General features: G+C 59.1%; 16 protein-coding genes. 3 read left to right on the top strand and 13 right to left on the bottom strand.

All coding sequences use genetic code 11. The features are described 5' to 3' along the window. Nucleotides 1-23 precede the first annotated feature (23 nt). From V0R37_RS16960 to V0R37_RS16930, 7 genes are all read right to left on the bottom strand, one after another. Nucleotides 24-1,166, bottom strand: coding sequence for an acyl-CoA dehydrogenase family protein (locus tag V0R37_RS16960; protein WP_420375639.1), 1,143 nt, complete (start codon nt 1,164-1,166; stop codon nt 24-26). A gap of 56 nt (nt 1,167-1,222) precedes the next feature. Next, nucleotides 1,223-1,984, bottom strand: coding sequence for an enoyl-CoA hydratase/isomerase family protein (locus tag V0R37_RS16955; protein ID WP_420375638.1), 762 nt, complete (start codon nt 1,982-1,984; stop codon nt 1,223-1,225). A gap of 16 nt (nt 1,985-2,000) precedes the next feature. Next, on the bottom strand, nt 2,001-2,954 hold the full coding sequence (locus V0R37_RS16950; protein ID WP_420375637.1) for a Bug family tripartite tricarboxylate transporter substrate binding protein: 954 nt from the start codon (nt 2,952-2,954) through the stop codon (nt 2,001-2,003). Between the two features lie 39 nt (nt 2,955-2,993). Then, the gene (locus V0R37_RS16945; RefSeq protein ID WP_420375636.1) at nt 2,994-4,187 is read right to left on the bottom strand and encodes a CaiB/BaiF CoA transferase family protein; all 1,194 of its coding nucleotides are present in this window, start codon (nt 4,185-4,187) and stop codon (nt 2,994-2,996) included. Between the two features lie 3 nt (nt 4,188-4,190). Further along, entirely contained in the window at nt 4,191-4,970 is a 780-nt protein-coding gene (locus V0R37_RS16940; protein WP_420375635.1) for an SDR family oxidoreductase, read from the bottom strand. A gap of 102 nt (nt 4,971-5,072) precedes the next feature. After that, nucleotides 5,073-6,059, bottom strand: coding sequence for a Bug family tripartite tricarboxylate transporter substrate binding protein (locus V0R37_RS16935; RefSeq protein ID WP_420375634.1), 987 nt, complete (start codon nt 6,057-6,059; stop codon nt 5,073-5,075). A gap of 366 nt (nt 6,060-6,425) precedes the next feature. Then, entirely contained in the window at nt 6,426-8,066 is a 1,641-nt protein-coding gene (locus V0R37_RS16930; protein WP_420375633.1) for a sigma-54 interaction domain-containing protein, read from the bottom strand. A 481-nt stretch (nt 8,067-8,547) separates the two neighbouring features. On the opposite strand from V0R37_RS16930, the gene V0R37_RS16925 reads away from it, so the two are divergent. Beyond that, nucleotides 8,548-9,354: an enoyl-CoA hydratase/isomerase family protein gene (locus tag V0R37_RS16925; RefSeq protein WP_420375632.1), complete on the top strand. Its 807-nt coding sequence runs from the start codon at nt 8,548-8,550 to the stop codon at nt 9,352-9,354. Between the two features lie 85 nt (nt 9,355-9,439). On the opposite strand, the gene V0R37_RS16920 is transcribed toward V0R37_RS16925, so the two are convergent. The 6 genes from V0R37_RS16920 to V0R37_RS16895 all read right to left on the bottom strand — a co-directional run bounded on the left by V0R37_RS16920 (nt 9,440) and on the right by V0R37_RS16895 (nt 15,175). After that, nucleotides 9,440-10,396 (bottom strand): Bug family tripartite tricarboxylate transporter substrate binding protein, encoded by a 957-nt coding sequence (locus V0R37_RS16920; protein WP_420375631.1) that lies wholly within the window; start codon nt 10,394-10,396, stop codon nt 9,440-9,442. A gap of 95 nt (nt 10,397-10,491) precedes the next feature. Beyond that, a complete protein-coding gene (locus V0R37_RS16915; protein ID WP_420375630.1) occupies nt 10,492-11,715 on the bottom strand; it encodes a CaiB/BaiF CoA transferase family protein in 1,224 nt (407 codons plus the stop codon). 81 nt (nt 11,716-11,796) lie between these two features. Continuing rightward, nucleotides 11,797-13,005: an acyl-CoA dehydrogenase family protein gene (locus V0R37_RS16910; protein ID WP_420375629.1), complete on the bottom strand. Its 1,209-nt coding sequence runs from the start codon at nt 13,003-13,005 to the stop codon at nt 11,797-11,799. 42 nt (nt 13,006-13,047) lie between these two features. Further along, on the bottom strand, nt 13,048-13,518 hold the full coding sequence (locus V0R37_RS16905) for a MaoC/PaaZ C-terminal domain-containing protein (RefSeq protein WP_420375628.1): 471 nt from the start codon (nt 13,516-13,518) through the stop codon (nt 13,048-13,050). A gap of 44 nt (nt 13,519-13,562) precedes the next feature. After that, complete coding sequence (locus tag V0R37_RS16900; RefSeq protein ID WP_420375627.1) at nt 13,563-14,741, bottom strand: thiolase C-terminal domain-containing protein; 1,179 nt, start codon at nt 14,739-14,741, stop codon at nt 13,563-13,565. Continuing rightward, nucleotides 14,738-15,175 carry a Zn-ribbon domain-containing OB-fold protein gene (locus tag V0R37_RS16895; protein WP_420375626.1) on the bottom strand — a complete coding sequence of 146 codons (438 nt, stop codon included), beginning with the start codon at nt 15,173-15,175 and terminating at the stop codon, nt 14,738-14,740. Before V0R37_RS16895 ends, V0R37_RS16900 begins: the two co-directional genes overlap by 4 nt. Nucleotides 15,176-15,488: 313 nt before the next feature. On the opposite strand from V0R37_RS16895, the gene V0R37_RS16890 reads away from it, so the two are divergent. After that, nucleotides 15,489-16,625 carry a CaiB/BaiF CoA transferase family protein gene (locus tag V0R37_RS16890; RefSeq protein WP_420375625.1) on the top strand — a complete coding sequence of 379 codons (1,137 nt, stop codon included), beginning with the start codon at nt 15,489-15,491 and terminating at the stop codon, nt 16,623-16,625. A 61-nt stretch (nt 16,626-16,686) separates the two neighbouring features. Next, the gene (locus V0R37_RS16885; RefSeq protein WP_420375624.1) at nt 16,687-17,985 is read left to right on the top strand and encodes a CaiB/BaiF CoA transferase family protein; all 1,299 of its coding nucleotides are present in this window, start codon (nt 16,687-16,689) and stop codon (nt 17,983-17,985) included. Nucleotides 17,986-17,996: the final 11 nt, after the last annotated feature.

Raw genomic sequence — 17,996 nt, 5'->3', positions numbered from 1 at the left:
GCTGTTGCGTTCAAGGCCGGTTTTTACAGGCTAAGCTCGCGAGCGATCAACTGGCGCTGAATCTGCGAGGTTCCACCCCCGACAGTCGCGTTGCGCGCATCGCGCCAATGCCGCTGCATGGCGTGGTCTGTCGTGTAGGCGTGGCCGCCCAGCACTTGCATGCCTGTGGCGGTTACGCGCTGGAGCATCTCGGATACGTAAAGCTTGGCCATGCTGGCTTCTTTGCGGCAAGGCAGGCGGTTGTCGTAGCGCCAGGCCGCCATCATGGTCATCCAACGGCCGCACTCTAATTCAGTCGCCATGTCGGCCAGCATATGGGCAATCGACTGGAACTTGCCTATGGGCTGGCTGAACTGGCGCCTTTCCTTGGCGTAGTTGACCGCTTCGTCCAGGGCGCTGCCGGCGCAGCCGATGTAGTTGGCGGCCAGTGTAATTCGCTCTCGTTCTAGATGGCGCCCAATGTAGCCCCAGCCCTGGCCCGCCTCGCCCAGCAGGTAACGGTCAGGCACGCGCACATCGTCGAAATAGATCTCCGACAAACCCAGTATGCGCCGGCCGATGACGTCCAGGCGGCGTATGGTGATGCCGGGCAGATCGTTGGGGACCAGGAACAGCGAGATCCCATCGTGCCGCTTGTCGGTTTTTTCGGTACGGACGGCAAGAATGATTTTGTTGTCCGGCGCGTCAGCGCCGCTGGAAAACAGCTTTTGCCCGCTGATCACCCAATCGCCGCCGTCTTTTCGAGCCTTGGTGCTTAGCGACGCTGCGTCGGAACCCGACCCTGGCTCGGTCAGGCTGAAGGAGAGCTTCATTTCACCATTCGCCACGGCGGGCAAGATGGTGCTTTTCAGTTCCTCGGAGCCGACGTCCGCCAGTATCGAAGCGCCCCAGGCTTGCAGTGCGACGCGCGTGGCAAAGTCCACGCTAGGCTTGGCCACTTCTTCATAAAGAATGATGCAGTCGGACATCGGGCTGCCCATGCCGCCGTACTCGGCCGGCACGACCATGGAGATCAGCCCCGCCTTCACCATCGTCGCGTAGACATCCTCGGGAAAGACGCCATCGCTATCCCACTGCCGGACCAGCTCAGGCGTGCATTCGGACTGAACAATCTTTGCGATTGCGGCCCGGAGCATGTTTTGATCGTCGGTTGCTGCGAAATTCATTGTCTACCTCGTGGATATTAGGAAACTGATAAGGGATGGAATGATCAAAACGCTTTTCATCGCTTACGGCTGAGCATTTCTTTCAGGGCGTTCTGGTGCCCTGGGGTGGAAGATGCCAGGGCAAAGGCATCGGCCTCGTGGGCCAGCATCCGCTCCAGCCCATCCGCCCATTTCTGCGTGCAGAGCGCTTTGGTAAGCATGACGGCCTCCGGGGGCAGCTTGCACAGCTCACGTGCATACGTTTCGCTGAAGTCTTCCAGCTCGGCCGCCGGAACCAGATGGCGCGTCAGCCCGACGCGGTGCGCTTCATCGGCCGTCATGCTGCCGCCGCTAAGCAAGAGCTCGAGCGCCGTGGCGGCGTTCAGCTTGGCTTGCAGCAAATAAGCCATGCCCCCGTCGGGAACCAGGCCCAGACGCACGAAGGGGAAAACCAGCTTTGCATCGTCCGCCATGATCAGGATGTCGGCGACCAGCGCCAGTGATGCTCCGCCCCCCACCGCCAGGCCTTGGACGGCGGCGATGACGGGCTTGCGCATGCGTGCAATGGCGACGTGGTGTTTTTGGGCAAGCATGACGCGATCCCGCCACCCTAGCGGCGTGCTGGGGGCGTCCTTCAGATCGGCGCCGGCGCAGAATGCACGGCCTTCCGCGCGCAGAAGCACCACCTTTACCTCATCGTCTTCGCTGACGGCGGCCAGAGCCTGGCCGAATTTTTCCCGCAGCGACGAAGAGAGGGCGTTGAGTTTCGTTGGATGGGCCAGCGTTATCGTGGCCAAACCGTCTTTTTTATCCAACCGTATGGTCCCGGAGTCTTCCATTTCATTTGCCTCCAATTCAGTCTCTTACCAGGCCGTTCTTCTGGACGACTTTCAGGGAAAGCTCCAGCTGGTTCTTCAGGAATGCGGAGAATTCGTCCGGGTTCGATGTCGTAACGGTGATATGGTGTTCCGCAAGGGCCGCGACCAGTTGAGGACCGGCCAGAGTCGTGTTGATGGCATCGCTTAGCTCTTTGCGTACGGCCTGAGGCATGCCGCGCGGGCCGAAGAAGCCGCCCCATGGAACGAGGGGCAGGTTCTCGAAGCCCGAGTCGACCATGGTCGGGATGTCGGGGTATTTGTTCAGCCTGGATTTGGAGGTGGTGATGAGCGCCCGCAGCTTGCCTTCTTTTATGAACCCGGCGGTCGTTGTCGGCGTTGCGAACATGACATTGACCCGGCCACCCACCAGATCCACCACGGCAGGGGGCTCGCTGTTGTAAGGAATATGGTGCATGTCCAGGCCCGCGTCGCCGATAAGCTGCGCCATCGCGATCAGGGACGATGCGCTGCCGGAGGCATAGTTCAACTTGCCGGGGTTGGCTTTGGCATACTCAATGAACTCGGTGGCCGTCTTGCAGGGAAGGCTGGCATTCGTGACCAGAAAGAAAGGAAACTCGCCTGCTTGCGTGATAGGCGACAGGTCAGTCAAAGGGTCATAGAACGGCTTTTTATGAAAGGTGTTGATGCCGGTGACAGCCGTGTTGGTCGAGAACAGCAAAACATTGCCGGATGGGTCGGCATTGATGACCGCCTTGGCCGCTATCAAGCCCTCGGCGCCGGGTTTGTTTTCAATCACCACCGACCGGGACATCGCTTTGCCCAGGTTCTCACCGATCAGCCGCGCCGCGGTATCGGTGGCCGATCCGGCCTGAAAGGGCACGATGATGGTCAATGGCTTGTCAGCGGCTTTGGCCATGGAGGTATAAAAGGCGCTGGCGAGCATGGCGCTGAGGAAGTGTCGTCTTTGCATTTTTCCTTGATCCTGTGAAGGCGTGAGTAGGGAGGGCCGCTATTCAGACGTGCTCTGATAAGTGGAAACGGCACTCGAGTCGAATAATTCCCGCTGCTGTTTTTCATCGAGCCCCAGCTGGGCAAGAATCTCGCGCGTATGCTCGCCCCGGCGCGGGGCGCGCTTTCCCGCCCCTGCGCCCGAGGTGCCGGGTATCCTGGGAACCGGCACATTGACCGAGGCAGTCACGGCGCTGCGTGTGAAGATTTTTCGGTGCACTACCTGGGGGTCCTCGAGAAAATCGGCATACCCGGAGACCTTGCCGCAAACGACTCCCTGTTCGTTCAGCTTTTTCACCCAATGGGCCGTGGGTTTTTCGCGGAAGATTTGCTTCAGGCTGGTGTTGATTTCTTCCGCGTACGAGAACCGCTGCGCCGCCGTGGTGAATCTTGCGTCTTCGGCCCAGTCGTTTTTCCCGATGGCGCGGCACAGGCTGAGAAACATTCGGTCGTGCAAGGACGTCACGTTGATGTGCCCATCCTGGGTTGCGAATGTCCCCGCCGGCACGCTTAAAGGCTGGGAAACGCTGCCGCCGCCAAGCGCCTCGTCGATGATCGCGCCGCTTTGCATGGCGGCGGCGGCGTCAAGCAGGGACACTTCCACATGCGTCCCTTTCCCTTGCGTGGCGCGGCGGTACAAGGCGGTACTGGTCGCCTGCGCGGTATAAATTCCAGTGGCAATGTCTATCGCCAGGATTCCGACTTTGCGCGGATTCTGGTTGGCATCCTTGTTGACAACCATCATGCCGCTCATGGCTTGAAGCGTCGAGTCGGACCCGGGGCGCGCCGCATACGGGCCGGCTGATCCAAAGGCGGTAACGGAAACGTACACCAGCCCGGGGTTCTCCTTGGAAAGTTCTTCGTATGACAAGCCAAGGCGTTCGGTCACGCCGGGCCGGAAGCTTTCTATGACGACATCGGCCTGTGCCGCCAGACTATGCAGAAGAGCACGGCCCTGCTTTGTCGACGCGTCGATGCAAATCGACCGCTTCCCAAGGTTGTAAGCGGTCGACAGCGCGCTCATGCCGTCGACTTGATTGCCGATGGCGCGACCCCAGTCTCCCGCCGGGGGCTCGACCTTGATCACCTCCGCGCCATTTTCCAGAAGGATCATTGCGCAATAGGGGCCTGCGATGCCTTGACTCAAATCCAGAATCTTCAGGCCGGAGTATGGCAAGCTTGCCGAGGCCGTCATGGATCAGGCCGCCACGTACTTGAGCCAGCGGCCGCCGTCGACCACCATGTTTTCGCCGGTAATGTATTGGCCAAGATCAGACGCTAGGTAAACCGCGGCATTGGCAATATCCGTCTTTTTGCCGAAACGCCCCAGCGCGGTCTTTTTCCGCTCCAGTTCTTCGCGCCCGGTTTCCTGATACAAGCGTTGCACGCCCACCGTATCGCCGATGGGCCCGGGCGAAATGGTGTTGACGCGAATCTGATCGTCGCCCCATTCCACCGCCAGCGCGCGCGACAATGAGATGATGCCCGCCTTGGCGGCTCCCGCGTGCGCGGCGCCCGGCCAGCCGCTTAAGCCCAGCATGGTCGCAATGCTGATGATGCAGCCCCCATGCTCGGATTTTTTCAGGTGCTGGTAGGCCGCATGGCAACCGTAGAACGTTCCGTTCAGGTCGATATCGATGACTGTCCTCCAACCGTTGGGGCTCAGGTCGGCGGTGGGGCAGTAGAAGTTTCCAGCGGCGTTGTTGATCAGGATGTCCAGCTTCCCGTATTGCTCGACGGTCGTGTCGACCGCGTTCTTGACCTCGTCGTAGTTTCTTACGTCGGTCTTCACCGCTTTTATTGCCAGGCCTTCCTTGGCCAGTGCGGCAACGGCGCCATCCATTCGTTCCTGGTTTCGGCTTGCAACCATCACGTTTGCACCCAGTCGCGCATAGGCGGTGGCAATTTCAAAACCTATGCCGCCGGCTCCGCCGGTAATTAACGCGACCCTTCCTTTCAGTATGTCTGATGTAAACATGATTCATTTCCCTTTAACGTTGTCCTGCGCACCGGCGGGCGGCGCCGAGCCGCCGCCCGTCTCGGGGCAAAAATCGATACAGGGCCACACGCGGCCCTCCCGCTAGTTGTTGTTCTTGATGCCCGATTCCTCAATCAGCTTTTTCCACTTCGGGTGCTCGGATTTGATGAACTTCGCGAACTCCTCGGGTGAGTTGCCCTTGGTGATTCCGCTCATGGACTCGACGCGTTCCTTGAAGCTGGCGGATGCGGTAATCGCTTGGACCGTGTCGCTCAACTTCTTGATGATGGGTTTTGGCGTGCCGGCCGGCACGACCAGCCCATACCAGGCGGTCAGGTCATAGCCGGGCAAGTCGGACTCGGCCACGGTGGGCATGTCGGGAACGGATGGCACCCTGTCCTTGGACGTGACGGCAATCCCCCGGAGCATGCCGCTGTCGGTATAGCGTTTGGCGGCGAAGATGCTGCCAAAGACGATGGGCACTTGGCCTCCGACCACGTCGGGCATCGAAGCGCCGTCTCCTTTGTATGGAATGTGGGTCATCTGCACGCCGGCCATGGTCTTGAACAGCTCGCCAGCGAAGTGGGTGCTCGTCCCAAGTCCGCCGGATGCAAAGCTGTACTTATTGGGATTGTCCTTCAGCAGTTTGATGAGCTCTTTGACAGAATGGACGGGTACGCTTGGATGGACCGCGATCATGTTGGGAAGGTAGGCCACGAACGACACGGGGTCGAAGTCTTTATCCGGGTCGAAGGTAATGTCCTTCATGAACAGCGGGTTCGCAACCAACGGACCGTTGGTATCGAGCATGACGGAATAGCCGTCGGCGGGCATTTTGGCGAACAGTCCCGAACCGACGTTCCCGCCCGCTCCGGGCTTGTTTTCCACGATGACTTTTTGCCCAAGGCGTTTCGCCATCTCATCCGCCAAAGAGCGGCCTAGTGTGTCCGTTGGGCCTCCCGCGGCAAAGGGGATGATCATGCGGATGGGTTTGTCTGGATAATCCGCAGCCCAGGCGACCGTCGTCATGGTGGCGGCACTAAGCAGTGCTCCGGTCCAGCGCATTATTTTCTTGTAGGTGTGCTTCATTGTTGTCTGCTCCTTTGTTGCTCAGTTTGTGTTGGCCAAGGCCCTGTCTGGCGCAGGCCGCTTATTGCACGTCTTGACCGTCTAGCAAGACGCTCGGTGGAAAAACCTCTATCCGATTCGGAAGACGCAAATTACATGCCAACTTTCATGCTTAAGGCGAGCCCGCCTGGAACGACGGGCACGGACGGGCATCGACAGCTCACATTGCCGTGCTTGGACTGATAAGAGGGGGGCCAGGGGGAATACAGAGGAAGGGCGTGATGCAGAAATCCGGGATTTGTATTCGCTCAATACAAATCCCGGCGACCTGCCTACGTGGAAGACACCGCGGTGCTGCGCTTAGCGGAACGCCGGCGGCGACGCTGCTCAGGCCTCGGAAAGATCGGCGAGGCGTTTATAGAGATAGGCGCGGGAAATGCCCAGATCTTCGGCGACTTTCTTTTTATTTCCCTGATGCCTGACCATGGCTTCGCTGATCATGGTTCGTTCCACTTCGTTGACGGCGTCCTGTATGCGCCGATGGCCGGATCCGCCTTGAACGACGTTCATTCCGCTAGCCGCGGCATCTGTTGCGGCGCCGGGCGTCAAGTCGCCGGAGAGGCGGAAGTCCTCGACACGCAAGTCGGGGCCGTCGGAAAAAATCGCCGCTTTCTCGACTTCATGCAGAAGCTGGCGCACGTTGCCGGGCCAGGCCTGTTCTTGCAGAAATGGGTACACCCTTTTGTCGACGTGCTTGGCGGGCATGCGATGGCGGTTGGCAAAGGCGGCCAGGAAGCTCGGCACCAGGGCGGGTATGTCGTCCAGCCGCTCGCGCAGGCTGGGCATGCGGATGGTGACGCCGCTGATCCTGTAATAGAGATCCAGCCTGAATGCGCCCTCGTTGATCATTTCCTGGAAATTCCGGTTGCTTGCGCAGATCAGCCTGAAATCCGAGTGGTACACGCGGTTGCCCCCGACGCGCTCGAACATGCCGTCTTGCAGCACCCGCAGCAGCTTGACCTGGATCTCGGGTGCCATATCGCCCACTTCATCGAAAAAGAGCGAGGTCTTGTCCGCTTGCTCGAACTTGCCCTTGCGCCCGGACTTGTCCGCCCCGGTGAACGCCCCGGCTTCGTATCCGAATAGTTCGCTTTCCACCAGGCTGCTGGGCAGGGCCGCGGCATTGACGAACACCATGCGGTTCTTGGACCGTGCGCTCAGGCGGTGAATGGCTTGCGCCGCAAGTTCTTTGCCGGTTCCGCTTTCGCCCACGATCAACACAGGCACGTGCATGGGCGCAACCTTCATGATGTCGGCTTTCAACTGCCGTATCGCGTCGCTTTGACCTATCATGTGTTCCAGGTCGTACGCATCGTTCTTTATGCTGGAAAGCTCGTTTTTATAGAAGGCGACTTGCGAGCGCAGCGTGCTGACTTCCTGCGACAGTTCGTGGACGGTCGTAGGGCCTTTGAACATGACCTGCCCGATCGCACCCAGGACCTTGCCGTTTCGTTTGATGGGCACACGCGACACGACCCGTGTAATACCGCCCATCTCCTGCACCTTGCCGATCTCGGCCTTGCCGCTCTGGACCACGGTGTGCAGCTTGGTGTTTTCGATGACCTCCGTGACGGGCCGGCCGATCGCCTCGCCTCGTTTCAGGCCAAAAAACTTTTCGTGGACCGGCGGCATGAACCGAACGCGCGCTTTATCGTCGACCAACACTAAAGAAAGATAGGGGCTTTCCACGAGATAGGTGAGCACGTCCTCGGCGAAATCCACGCTGGCTACCAGTTCGAAAAGCGTGGATTCGGAGTCGACGGCTTCTATCAGAAAGACAAATTGGTTTCCCAATCGCCGGTAAACCGCGATGTGTTTGCCGTCGTTCTCCAGGGCCACGATGCCTCCGCCCTGGCTGCGTGTCCTGTCGAGCTCTTGACGCAGTTGGCGCTGTACGGCCGGATCCGTGGCGACTCCGCTTGAATAAGCCACTTCATCGATGTTGTTGAAGATTAGGATCCCTGTCATGCTGTCTCCTGAGCCACCTTGAGAATTTGTCTCTTTGGCAAACACATTTATGTGTCGCGCAAACTGTGCAATTCAAATACAAAACAATTTGACCGGGCTAGACTTGCCTGTTTATGTCGTTGTGACGCACTTTTCTGGCTTGTTTCATGCAGCTCTTGCCGCGCAATCTGTGCAAAACTTGGTGTTTAATTGCAAATAAATCTGAAATGTCTTTTTTGTAGACTTTTACCATGAATTGGCATTGTATTGCTAATCATGAGGTTGACCGTAAAAAATACAATTTATGGTTTGATCTGAAAGGTAGGCGAGCTGAATTTTGCAGCTGTGCCGGCTTGCGTTAATCCGAAGACACGCGTCGCCCGCGTCGATTGGCATAGTTTTTGCTTGATAGGACTATGCCTATCACTGTATCGCAGTGAGCATCATTGCCTTGAAAACGTGGCGATGAGAAAAACGGATTAATAGACAAGAGGAGCGCGATATGACGCAAGAGCTGGTACAGACGGAGAGGGATGGGGCGGTACTCATCATAAAACTGAGCAACCCCAAGAGCCGCAATTCGCTCACCCTGGAGATGCGCGAAGCGCTTGGCGCGGCGGTGGACTTGGCCGCCGGTGATCCCGGCATTCGTTCCGTCTTCCTGACGGGAGAAGGGCCGACATTCTGTTCCGGCGGCGATTTGCATCATTTGAAAACGGCATGCGACCCTTGGACCGTACACCGCCGCTTCCGTAGCTTGAGCCGCTGGCTGATGCCATTGATAGGGCTCGACAAGCCGGTAGTCATAGGCGTGAATGGGCATGCCGTGGGTGGCGGCATGGGCCTGGCGCTTACCGGAGACGTCATCATCGCCGGCGAGGGCGCCAAGTTCATGGCGGGCTTTTTCAGGCTGGGCGCGATCCCTGACATCGCCACCATGTACCATCTGCCCCGGTTGATCGGCATGGCGCGCACCAAGAACTTTCTTTATAGCGGCGGCAGCTTTTCCGCCCGCGAAGCCGCGGAGCTTGGCCTGGTGTCAAAAGTCGTTTCCGACGCCGACCTGTATAAAGAGGGGCTGCTTGAAGCAAAACGCCTGGCGGAAGGCCCGGCGGAGGTCATGGGGCTGGCCAAGGTCATCATGGCGCGCAGCTTCGAAACCTCTTTGCAGGACATGATCGCCTACGAAGGGTTTGGCCAGGCCCTGGCCATGTCCAACCCCGAATTCCACGAAGGCTTGTCAGCTGCACTGGAGCGCCGGCCCGCCGATTTTCCGGGCGCCGCCGCATCGGCCCACGCCGCAAGATAGCAACCGCCACCCAGGAAGTACACACATTCCTGAATGCTGGCATGTGGCGGCTCCGGCGAGGAGCCGCCACAGTGGGCGACCGGGATCAGCTATCCTTTTTCAGCCCGAGTTTTTCAACAATGGGGCGCCATTTCTTGATTTCGCCTCGGATCAAGTTATCAAACTCTTCGGGGGTTCCGACGTTGACGATCATGCCCTGAGAAGTCAACTGTCGCGACAATTCAGAATCGTTCATTGCTTTGCGGATGTCGGCATTGATGCGTTGGACATCTTCCTTCTTCATGCCTTTGGGGCCCAGAATGCCAAACCAGGTGCTCATCTCGTAATTTTCCACACCCGCCTCACTGATGGTCGGTACGTTGCCAAGCACTGGCACTCTTTGTTTGGTCGTCACGCCTAGTGCGCGCACGTTGCCCGCATCGATCTGCTGCTTTGCACCAGGAACGGTGTTGACGCTGACGGGTATATGCCCGCCCACCAGGTTGACCAGGGATTCGGAGTCTCCCTTGAAGAAAATGACTTCCATGTTGGCGCCGCTCATTGCCTTGAACAGCTCTCCCGCCAGATGCACGGAGGTTCCCACGCCTGAAGTCCCATATGTGAGGCCGTTCGGGGAATCCTTGGACGCCTTGACAAGGTCCTTGACGGTTCGATAAGGGCTGTCCTTGGGAACAAGCAGCACGTTGGGTACGTCGACCACCTGGGCAACAGCGGTAAAGTCTTCCACTGTGTTGTATGGAAGCTGTTTGTGCACGAGCTCATTAATGGCGTGGCCGCTTGCTACGATCACCAAGGTGTTTCCATCCGGTGGAGCAGAAGCAACGTAGCGAGCTCCGATGGTTCCCGCCGCGCCAGGCCGATTTTCCACCACGACGGTTCGGTCCCAGACGGTTGCCAGCCTGGCGGCCAATCCCCGTGCGACGGTATCCGTGGCGCCGCCGGCCGTGAAAGGAACGACAATTTTGACTGGTTTTTCTTGGGCTAATGTCGAGAAAGACAGCATGGCGCAAAATAATGCTGGAAGTGCAAGACGCATGTTCATATTGACCTTATTGGTGCAAAAACGTGTGGAATGACGCTAGGGATGAAGGCGGCTCGATTGCCGCCTCCGCTTCGTTCAAGACTGCTGGGTGAAATCTATTCTGCAAGCAGTTCCGCAATCACTTCGTCGGTGTGCTGGCCGCATGTGGGTGGGGCTGAATACTGGTCGAGAGGGGTGCGCGACAAGCGCATCGGCGAAGCCACGATGGGAACGGTGCCTCCGCTGGGGTGTGCGATGTGTCGTACCACCTTGCGTGCAAGGGCCTGAGGATCGTTCAAGGCTTCTTCAAGAGTATTGATCGGGCCCGCGACGAGATTTGCCTCTTCCAGTTGCTTCAACCAGAACGCCTTCGTGTTCGACTGGAGCTTCTCGTCGATTGCCGCCTGAAGGGTCTGTCGATTCACGACCCTCATGCTGTTGGTTTTGTAGCGATCGTCATCCGCCAGGGCTTCCAGTCCGAGCACCTCGCATAGCCGGCGAAACTGCACGTCATTCCCCGCCACGATCACGATTTTCCCGTCCTGGCACTTGAAAGCGTAAGAGGGCGATACGGAAGGCGCGCCGTTTCCAAACCTTGCGGGCAATTGGCCCGATACCAGGTAGTGGCTGGCCTGATGCGACATCGCGGCCAACTGGGCATCAAACATCGCAATATCGATGTATTGCCCAACTCCCCCTTCGCGAGTGTCCCTGGCGTAGAGCGCGGCTTGTATGGCCATGGCGGCATAGGTGCCAGCCATCATGTCGGCCATCACCAGTCCGACCTTGAGCGGCTCGCCGCCTGGCTCGCCATCCGGCTTGCCGGTTACGCTCATCAGACCGGCCATTGCCTGAATGACCGTGTCGTAGCCCATTTGCCGGCTGCGCGGCCCGGTCTGTCCAAAGCCGGTGATGGAACAGTAAACAATCCGTGGGTTGATGGCGGCGATGCTTTCGTAGTCCAGGCCGTATTTGGCCAAGTTCCCGACTTTGAAGTTCTCGACCAGGACATCGCATTTTGTGGCCAGTTTCCGGATGATCGCCTGGCCTTCAGCGGATGCGATGTCCACCGCGATGGAGCGCTTGTTGCGATTGACGCTAAGGTAATAGCTGGACTCGTTCGTTGGCTTTCCGGCGGCATCCTGCAGAAAGGGCGGGCCCAGCTTCCTTTGGTCGTCTCCGCGGCCGGGTTGCTCCACCTTGATGACGGTAGCGCCCAGGTCCCCCAGGATCTGCGTCCCCCATGGTCCGGAAAATACGCGTGTCATATCGAGGACCCGAATTCCGGCTAAAGGGCGATTGTCCACTCCATTTGCCCCGTCCTGCTTGGTGGCTTGCATCTACATCTCCAGTATTGATGAATTTATGCCATGAAAATCATGTTGAATATGTCCGCTTGACGGGGCCACGCGGCGGCATCATTACAAGCCCATTTGCTTGGCGATGACCGTGCGCATGATCTCGCTGGTTCCGCCGCCTATGGGGCCGACCCGGCTGTCGCGGTAGTACATCTGCATTTCGTGATCGTTCATGTAGCCGGCGCCGCCCATGATCTGCATTCCCATGTCCGCGCAGCGCACGTTGTTTTCACAGGCCAGCACCTTCAGCATGGAGGTGTGCATGGTCGGGTTCTCGCCCGCATCCAGCATGTCGGCGACCCGATAGAGCAGGGAGCGGGAGCTTTCAGCCATGATCTGCATGTCCGCAAACTTGTGAGATACGGCCTGGAACTTCGAGATCGGTTCGCCAAACTGCACCCGGTCTTTCGCATACTGGGCCGCGTAGTCGATAATGCGGGCCATATTCCCGCAAGCCGCGGCGGCGAGCGATAAGCGCTCGTAGTTCAGGCCACGCATCAACGCCTTCCAGCCGCCGTTCAGTTCGCCCAGCATCCTGCTTTTCGGAACTCTTACCGCGTCAAAGAACACTTCGTTGGTGTGTATCATTCGTCGCCCAAGGCCCTTGAGCGGGCGTATGGTTATGCCGGGTGATTTGGCATCCACCAGGAACAAGGTAATGCCTTTGTGCCCGGCCTTGGGGTCCGTCTTGGCGGCAACCACCAGGTGGTCCGCTACGTGCGCGCAAGTGATGTAGACCTTTTGCCCCGAAATGACGTAGCAGTCGCCGTCTTCCTTTGCCTGCGTCTTGATGGACGCGACGTCGGAGCCTGTTTCCGGCTCGGTAAGGCAGAGTGCCAGTCGAATATCGCCCTTGATCAGGCCGGGCAGGATCTCCTGCTTCAGCGCTTCTGAGCCGCCGTGCTTTACCTGCATGCCGCCGTACACCACCGTCGTCAACCAGGCCGATGCCAGTTGCGCGTTATGGTAGGCAACGGTTTCGACGAATACGGTGAAATCCTTCCATGAAGCCTCGGCTCCACCGTACAAGGCTTCATAAGGAAGCCCCAACCAGCCTCCATCCGCCAGGGCCTGATAGGCCTCGAAGGGGAACTCGTACGCTTCGTCGAGTTCGCGAATTTTTTGGCTGGGCATGACTTTTGCCAGCATGGGAAGAACGTTCTTGCGAATCATTTTTTGCTCTTCCGTCAGGCCGAACTCGGTATTGTTCATGATCGACATCTTGATTTTCCGGCTGATGCGTTTGGCTGGCCGCGACTGTGTCGCAGCCATAGTGATTGCGCCCGCTGTCTCTTTGGCGGGTGCTTCCGGCCTTTATGCCTGAGGGCGGCGGCGATACAGCAGCGTGGCCGTCATCTCTTGCGCGACGGTCCCGTCCTGCTTGACGCACTGTCGCTGGAAGGTGACCACGCCGCGATCGAGCTTGCTGGACTCTTTCTTGTTCAGCACCTTTGAATGCAGGCGTATCGTGTCGCCGTGCTTGACGGCGTCGAGCATTCTCCAGCCGTCGATCTGCAGCAGGGCAAGCAGGGTTCCGTCGTTGATGCCGCTGGCGTACTGCAAGCCGCCCATGATGGCGTAGACCAGCGGGCCGTGTGCGATGGGCTCGCCGAACTGTGTGGTTTTGCAGTACTCGAAGTTGGTGTGCACTTCGTTGAAATCGCCGGACAGGCAGGCGAAGTTCACGATATCGGTCGACGTAATGGTTCGAGCCGGGCTGATGAATTCCTGGCCGATCTTGAAGTCTTCAAAGTAGTGGCCGCGGGGTTTTGGATTTTGTGTCATGGTTTTCCTGGGTTATTCGAATGTGTGTGGTTTGAGCCGTTGGCTCATCCCTTGTCGTTGGCAAGAATGAGCGTGCAATGTGAAGACAGGATTCCGCCTTCGTTGTGGACCAGCGCGACTTCCGCGCCTTCGACTTGGCGTTTGCCCAGCCCGCCGCGCAATTGGCGAACGGCTTCAACGATGCCAAACAGTCCGCCCGCCGCGCCGGCATGGGCGTAGGACAGCATGCCGCCGTGCGTGTTGACGGGCAGCTTCCCGCCTATGCGCGTATTTCCCTCGGCCACGTACGAGCCACTTTCGCCGCGGCGGCAGAAGCCGAGTTCTTCCATCTCTATCATCGGCACGATGGTGAAGCAGTCGTACAGTTGGGCAAGGTCCATGTCTTGCGGACCCAAACCCGCCATTTCATAGGCCACCTGTCCCGATTCCGACGCGCCGAACTCCGTCAGGCTGGGCGCGCACATCAAGTGTTCGTGGGTGTGGTATTCGCCTATACCCTGCAAGTAGGCTGGCTTGGACTTCAGGTCGCGCGCGCGTTCGGCCGAGGTGACGATGAAGGCGCCGCCGGCGTCGGAGATCAGGCAGCAGTCGTATATGCCCAGCGGGTCCGCAATCGGCTTGGCCGACAGCACTTGCTCCACCGTCAAGGGCGTCTTCATATGAGCATTCGGGTGAAGCAGGGCATGCTCTCGCGTCTGGACGGCCATTTGGGCCATTTGCTCGCGAGTTGTTCCGTACACGTGCATATGGCGTTGGGCGATCATGGCGTAGTAGCCGGGAATCGACCCACCGTAAGGCTGTTCAAAGTAGGGGTGGCCCACCGCCAACAAGGCGGCCATGGCGGCATCGCGTGTTTGCCCGGTCGCGCGGTTCTCGCCGGCGCAGACCAGTATGGTTTCCGCTTGGCCCGCGACGATGGCTTCGGCGGCGTGCTTGAGCATTACGGCGGGGCTGGCGCCGCCGACCACCATCGATGCGTTGTATCGTGGCTTGAGCCCCAGGTACTCACACAGCACGGAGCCCAGCATGAAGTAGGGCTCGGTAAAGGAGTAAGCGGTCAGGAAACCATCGATGTCGGACACTTTCAGGCCGGCATCGTCCAGGGCCCGCTTTGCTGCTTGGGCGTTCAGCCCCAGGCCCGTCATGTGCGGCACTCGGCCGATATCGGACTCGCCGACCCCGACAATGGCGACTTTATTCTTGAGCGATGCGGGAGATTTCATGCTTTGCCTCCCTTGGGGGCGCGGACGAACTGAGGCAGTAGCGCACCGTCGCCACGATCCTCGAAGGTGACCGTGACACGGTCGCCTATCTTGACCGACAAGGCATCGTCGCCCAGGACGTTGGCCATCATGCGCGGCCCCTCATCAAGATCGATCAAGGCCGTGACATAAGGGACCTTGGGGGCAAACGCCGGATCGGATACCCGGCGCATGATGGAAAAGCTATGGACGCTTCCTTCTCCCTTGCTGTCGACCCATTCAAGCCGATCCGACCAGCACTCGGGGCACACGTAGCGCGGCATGAAATGCAGCGCGTTGCAGTTGTTGCACTTGCGGATGACAAGGCGGTGCTCCCGCGCCGCATCCCAGTACGGTTGAGAGTCGGCGTTGGCAATCGGCTTGGGCAAGCTCGGGCTGATATCTTTCGTGGACATCCCTGTTCCTCCTATCGGTCCATGGTTGATATAGAGGTCATAAAGCAAAAGGCATGCCAATTTATGGGCGTGTCTTGCCGTTCAGGCGTGAATCTCGTTATGCAGCCGGGATTGTCTTTCGGGCAGGCACTCATGTTCCCCACACAATCATTTTTCCGCCATGAAGGGCGATGCTCGTCTTCCTGCGTTGGGAGGAATTCTTGGCATCGTTCTTGCTTATTCACTGTCAGAGGAAGGCGGAGTAGTGCTTGTCACGGTGTGGGCGTGGCAGTGATGCCTGCGCCACAGCGTAAAGAAGCCGGAGAGAAAAAGCGTGCCCAACAACATCTGTTCCAAAAGGCCATTGGCTGATTGCCGAGTCCTGGATTTCAGCAACCTGCTGCCCGGCCCGTTCGCCACCCAGATACTGGCGGAGGCGGGCGCCCAGGTCATCAAGATCGAGCGCCCCGACGGCGGCGATGAGCTGCGCGCGGGGCTGCCGAGATGGGGCGGGACCAGCTTGAGTTTTGCGCTGCTTAACAGCGGCAAGAGAAGCATTGCCGCCGATTTGAAGTCGCCAGAGGTGCGCGAACAGATTTTCTCGCTGGTACGCGAAGCCGATGTGCTGGTCGAGCAGTTCCGGCCTGGCGTCATGGCCCGCCTTGGCTTGGGTTACGAGGACTTGAAGAAGATCAATCCGCGGCTCGTGTATTGCTCCATAACGGGGTATGGGCAAGACGGCCCTTCGGCCCAAGTGGCGGGTCACGACCTGACCTATATGGCGGAGTCGGGCCTGTTGTCCTTGTCTCATGGCGTGGATGGCTCTCCCGCCATTCCGCCTGTGCTGGTGGCCGATATCGGCGCCGGAACCATGCCGGCGGTGATCAACATCCTGCTTGCGCTGCGCAGCCGCGATGCGACCGGCGAGGGAAGCTGGGTGGATATTTCCATTACCGACAATCTCTTGGCGTTTCCCTATTGGGGCATTCCACGGGGCGAGCGCTATGGGGATTGGCCAAAGCCGGGCGGCGAAAGGTTGACCGGCGGTTCTCCCCGCTACCAGATTTATCGCTGCAGCGACGGCCGCCATATTGCCGCGGCGCCGCTTGAGCAGCGTTTCTGGAATGTGTTTTGCGAAGCGATAGGGCTGGGTGCCGACTGGCGCGACGACAGCAAGGACCCTGAAGGCACGCGAGACAAGGTCGCCGGCATCATCGCGGGCCGAGACAGCGCGCACTGGCGTGGGGTTTTCGATGGCAAGGACGCGTGCGCGGTCGTCGTCAACACGCTGCGGGAAGCGGCGGATCATCCGCATTTTCGTAACCGAGGCCTGCTGGATCGGCGCATCAGCGATGGCGACGATTGGCTGCCGGCCTTGAAAGTCCCGTTGGATCCGCAGTTTCTGCGCGAACGGGCGGCATCGGGCTGGCCCGCCCTGGGAGAAGGGAACAGCTTGCTCGAGCACGGATAGCAACCGTGCCTCAGGCTCGCGTACCGAACTTTTTATTCAATGAACAACTTTCAGAGACACCATGAACGATTCTTCCAAGACCTCGAAATACAGCCAGGCGGTAGCGGATTTTCCCGTGCACAGGCCGCGCCCCGCGGGTGCGGAGCTGGCGCTGCAAGGAATCCGTGTCGTCGACTTCACGCATTACATTGCGGGTCCATTGGCGACCATGATCATGGCGGACATGGGTGCCGATGTTGTCAAGATTGAAGCGCCCGGCCGGGGCGATGATTTTCGTCAGTATCCTCCGATGATTCCGGAGTTTGGCGGCGGCGCTCCATGGTTGTGGTGCAATCGCAATAAGCGCAGCATCACGCTCGACCTCAAGTCGCCGGAGGGTTTGGCGCAGGCGCGAGCTCTGATCGCGAAAGCCGATGTGGTGGTAGAGAATTTCTCGACCGGCGTCATGGAGCGATTTGGCCTGGGCTATGAAGCCTGCCGCGAGTACAACCCCGCGCTGATCTATTGTTCCGTGTCCGCCTATGGGCGCGAAGGGGCGTTTTCCGACAGATTGGGCTTCGATCCCATCGCCCAAGCTGAAAGCGGCTTCATTTCCATGAATGGCTATGTCGACAGGGAAGGGGTGAGGGCCTTGTCGCCGGTGATGGATATCAGCACGGCGATGATGACGTCGAATGCCATTCTTGGCGCCCTGGTGTCCCGCGCCCGTACGGGCAAGGGTCAGGCTGTCGAGGTGGCCCTGTTCGACAATGCGCTGCTGATGACCGGCTACGCATCCTTGCAACAGACCTTCACCGGCAGGGAGCCCCAGCGGCCGGGCAATACCAGTCCCGACTCGTGCCCGTCCGGCGTGTTCACGGCCAAGGATCGTTCATTCTTGATCAATTGCGGCAATACTCAGATTTTCCAGCGATTGCTGACTCAAGTGCTGGATATGCCCGATGTCGCGGCGAATCCCGCATACGCCACCAACAAAGACAGGCTGGGGAAACGCGACGAAATCTTTGCTTTGCTACAAAACGAGTTTTCCAAGCAGCCCTTTGAATATTGGCATGCGCGCATGCTCAAGGCGAGCGTGCCCTGCGGCGTGCTGCGCACGGTGGGAGAGGCCGTTCGCTCGCCGGAGGCGCGCGAGCGCGAAATGCTTACGCGTATCCCGCATCCCGAGCTGGGCTGGGTGCCCAATATGTCCTTGCCGATTCGCTACTCGGATACGCCGCTGGCCGATCCCGTCGTGGCGGCGCGTGTGGGCGAGCATACGGAAAAGGTATTTGCCGATTGGCTGGGCTACGATGAGGAGCGCATTCAAGGCTTGGCGGAAGCGGGCGCTTTCGGCCGGAGCGCGGCCGTCGCAGGCTGACAAAGGCGGGG

The sequence above is a fragment of the Pollutimonas rozaliensis genome, from assembly GCF_048751585.1.
Classification (GTDB): Bacteria; Pseudomonadota; Gammaproteobacteria; order Burkholderiales; family Burkholderiaceae_B.
The sequence above is the reverse complement of the archived record's forward strand: the minus strand, read 5'-3'. Positions and strand labels throughout refer to the sequence as shown.